This is a genomic window from Streptacidiphilus pinicola (assembly GCF_003258295.1).
Taxonomy (GTDB): Bacteria; Actinomycetota; Actinomycetes; order Streptomycetales; family Streptomycetaceae; genus Streptacidiphilus; species Streptacidiphilus pinicola.
The window spans coordinates 1-3,611 of sequence record NZ_QKYN01000253.1 but is presented as its reverse complement, the minus strand read 5'-3'; the positions used below and the strand labels follow the sequence as shown (position 1 = coordinate 3,611).

Below are 3,611 nucleotides of genomic sequence, written 5' to 3'. Positions count from 1 at the left end.
CCTGACGCCCGCCCCCAACCCCGACACCTACGTCGGCAACCCACACGCCTGGACGGACCCTCTCGGACTTTCCCCGCATGTACCTGAGGGATATGATCCTGAGTTCCCGACCATCAAGCTCACCAATTATCGGGGGAGATTCAATGCCTGGCTCGGCAAGAATGGATTCCAGAGGCTCCCCGACGACTGGGATGCCCACCATGCCATTCCGCAGGAGTTCCGCGACCGTCCGGACTTCGCGGGCTTCGACTTCGATGCCCCTTCAAATATGCGAGGCATTCCTGGAAGTCGAATGAATTCCAGGTTGGCGAACGTCCACCAGGAGATCACCAATCAGTGGAAGTGGTTCGGCGACCTGAACCCGAATGCCACGCGGGCGCAAATCGAAGACTTTGCACGTCAGATAGACAGGGGTTACGGTGACTATTACTGGGGAGAGCCTAAACTCGTGGGCGGATCAGGTAGCTGATCTCGCCTCGGAGTTCACGACCGGCTTCGAGGCCCGGTTCGGATACCCGCCTGGCGACAACAGGCTCGTCAGCGCCACGCCGCAGGACAGCGAGCGGGCGGTGCAGACGCTTTCGGGGCTTGGAGTTCCGGGGGACCTCCTGCAGTTCTACTCTCGGGTCGAGAGTGTCTCACTTCCGGATCTCGACAATGGCTTCTTCATTCACTCCGCCGATTCGGTGGCGGACGGTATGGCAGGAGGCCAGCCGACCGAGGTCGTTGGGGCAATCGATGAGCGCATCGTCGTGTTCGGTTCGGACGGCGGCGGCGGGCTGTGCGCCCTGACGATTCCTGACGGGCGTTTCCTCGTGCTCCGTGGCGGTGCTCTGGTCGGCCCACGTTACGACGTTGATGAGTCGGGTGTGCAGTCTCTTCCCGGCGGCCTGTGGGGTTTCCTGGAGAGCATTCGCGCGGAACTGGTGCACGCGACCTCGCCGAACTGATCCGCTCTTGCAGATCCCGCCCGGCCCGTGGCGAGTTCGCCCGGGTCGGGTTTGGGCGGCGGACGAGTCGGCCTGTACGCCGGGTTCTGTCTCCGGGGGCCGTTGCCGGCCCCAGGGAGGCGGTCATCCATCTAGGGCGGCCGTTGCCGGCCGCCTCCAGCGGTCTACCCGCTGACTCGGGCGAGCAGCCCTCGAACGTCAGCGCAGGGCATCGAAGCCGATGCCCATCTTGACCTTGCTCCAGGTGGGGTTTACCGAGCCGTCCAGGTCACCCTGGACGCTGGTGGTCTCTTACACCACCGTTTCACCCTTACCGGGCGCCGAAGCGCCCGGCGGTCTGTTTTCTGTGGCACTGTCCCGCGGGTCACCCCGGGTGGCCGTTAGCCACCACCCTGCCCTGTGGAGCCCGGACGTTCCTCGGCGGATCCCGTGAGGGATCCGACGCGACCGCCCGGCCGGCTCGTCCGCCGTGGTGACCATGGTAGCGGCTCCCCGGCCTCGGCCGTCCGGGTGTCTGCCGTCACGCCGTGGCGAAGCGGACGGCGGGCTGGGAGAGGTCGACCTCGGTGAGGCGCACCCGGACCTCCTCGCCGAGCGGGAGGGGTGCGCCGCCGTTGGTGAGTGGGGCGCGGACGGCCGGGTCGGCGAGTTGGACGGTGCCGCGGGCCGGGCGGCGTTCGTCGACGTCGATGACGATGCCCTCGAAGAGCTCGCCCTCACGGCCCGTCAGCAGCGCCGCCTCCAGGAGCTCGACGCAGTCGCGCTCGACCTCATGGGCGCGGTGGTCGCCGCCGGCCATCAGGGCCGGAAGGCTGGGCAGGGCCTCGCGGGCCCAGGCCGGGGCCTCCGTGCCGGAGGCCAGAGCCACGCAGACCTCCCCCGAGAAGCGGTCGACCAGGCGCCGTAGCGGCGCGGTGCAGTGGGCGTACGGGGCGGCGACGGCAGCGTGCCCGGGGTCCGGCGGGACGATGCCGTCGAAGGCGGTGTAGGCGGCGCCGCGCAGCAGGCTGGTGCACTCGTTCAGGAACGCGGCGTGGGTGGGCAGCTTCGGGTCGAGCGAGCGGATCAGCTGGGCGTAGGGCAGGTCCTCCGGCCACTCGACGCGCAGCGCCCGCGCGACGCGGTGCAGCTTGGCGACGGCGGACGGAGGGGCGCCCGGCAGGGTGCGCAGCACGCCCACCCCGCCCGCGATCATCAGCTTGGCCGCCGCCATGCCGGTCAGCAGGGAGATCTGCGCGTTCCAGCTGTCCGCCGGCAGTGGGGCTCGGTAGGCGAGCGCGTAGCCGTCGCCCGGGATCTCCTCGACCTCCTGCTCCGGGATCGGCAGGCTGATCCCGCCGCGGGCCCGCTCGCGCTCCTCGCGCAGCGGGCCGATGACGCCGAGCAGGGCCAGCGGCTCCTCGGCCGTGCCGGTGTCGAGGGAGCGCTGGACGCCCGCGTAGTCGAGCTTGGCGCGGCTGCGCACGGTGGCGCGGCGCAGCCGGGTCGCGGTGAGCTCGCCGTCGGAGTCGAGGTCGAGCTGCCACAGCAGCACCGGCACGTCCTGACCCGGGAGCAGGCTCGCCGCGCCCTCGGAGAGCTGCTGCGGGTGGAGCGGGACGCGGATGTCGGGGAAGTACAGCGTCTCGACGCGGCGCCGCGCCTCCGCGTCGATCGCGCCGCCCGGGCGGACCCAGGCGGCGACGTCGGCGATCGCGTAGTGGACGCGGTAGCCGCCGCCCGCGCGGCGCTCCAGGTACATGGCCTGGTCGAGGTCGCGCGAGTCCGGCGGGTCGATGGTGAACAGCGGCAAGTCGGTCGCGTCCACCCGCTCGCCGGGTGTGGCGAGCGGCGCGGCCGAGACCGCCTCGACCTCGACCAGCACCGCGGGCGAGAACCCGTCCGGCAACCCGAGCCGGGCCCGGAGGGCGGCCAGCTCGGAGTCGATCCGGGCGGTCCCGGTGGTCCTGACGCTCAACGGTCGACGTGGCACGCGCTCCAGCCTAACGAGCCACAGTGACGGAACCGGAAACGCCCGGACGCGCGCCACGGGTCTGCGTCAGCGGTACGGGTTGTCGCCCGGCTGCCCGTTGGGGTTCCGCCCCGGCGCCTGCGGTGGGTACTGGGGCGGGTACTGCTGCGGGTAAGGGGGCTGCGGCGACTGCGGCAGCCCGCCGTACGGGTTCGGACCCGAGGGCGGCGAGGGCGGCGCCGGGGGGGGACGCGGCGGCCGGGCCCGGCGCGGGCGGGGCCGGGGGGCCGCGGGCAGGCGCGGGGGCGGGCCGGACGCGGCGGAGGGCGGCGGGGGGGCGGTGGAGGCGGGGGGGGTCGGGCGGGGCGGGCGGGGGGCCGGGGAGGCCGGCGCGCGGGGGGGCGGGGCGNNGCGGGGGGAGCGGCCGGCGGCGTCCCGTACGGTCCAGCCGGGTACGGCGCGGCCGGCGGAGCGCCCGGAGCCGGCGGGTACGCCTGCGGGCCGACCCCCAGCCCGCCACTGCCGGCACCGCCCCCACCCGGCTGCGCCGCCGGGCCGACCCGCTTCGCCTCCGCGAAGCGCCGCACCAGCAGCGCGCCGAGCGCGCCCATCACCGCGCCCTCGACCAGCCCGAGGACCAGCGCCAGTGCCACGTTCCCGGAGATGCTCAGCCCGGCGCCGACCGCGTCGAACCCGAAGACCGACAGGTT

General features: G+C 72.8%; 3 protein-coding genes and 1 other RNA gene. 2 read left to right on the top strand and 2 right to left on the bottom strand.

Going from position 1 to position 3,611, the window contains the following annotated elements; translation table 11 throughout:
* Together DN069_RS40795 and DN069_RS38655 are read left to right on the top strand one after the other, a co-directional pair.
* Positions 1 to 469, top strand: a 469-nt coding sequence (locus DN069_RS40795) for a hypothetical protein (protein ID WP_207892417.1), incomplete at its 5' end; no start/stop codon positions are given.
* Positions 420 to 950 carry a hypothetical protein gene (locus DN069_RS38655; protein ID WP_111507913.1) on the top strand — a complete coding sequence of 177 codons (531 nt, stop codon included), beginning with the start codon at positions 420 to 422 and terminating at the stop codon, positions 948 to 950. The genes DN069_RS40795 and DN069_RS38655, both read left to right, overlap by 50 nt.
* Positions 951 to 1,009: 59 nt before the next feature.
* On the opposite strand, the gene rnpB is transcribed toward DN069_RS38655, so the two are convergent.
* Positions 1,010 to 1,413, bottom strand: an RNA gene (gene rnpB / locus DN069_RS38650) — RNase P RNA component class A.
* Between the two features lie 57 nt (positions 1,414 to 1,470).
* Positions 1,471 to 2,922, bottom strand: a complete 1,452-nt coding sequence (locus DN069_RS38645) for an RNB domain-containing ribonuclease (protein ID WP_111507912.1) — start codon at positions 2,920 to 2,922, stop codon at positions 1,471 to 1,473.
* Positions 2,923 to 3,611: the final 689 nt, after the last annotated feature.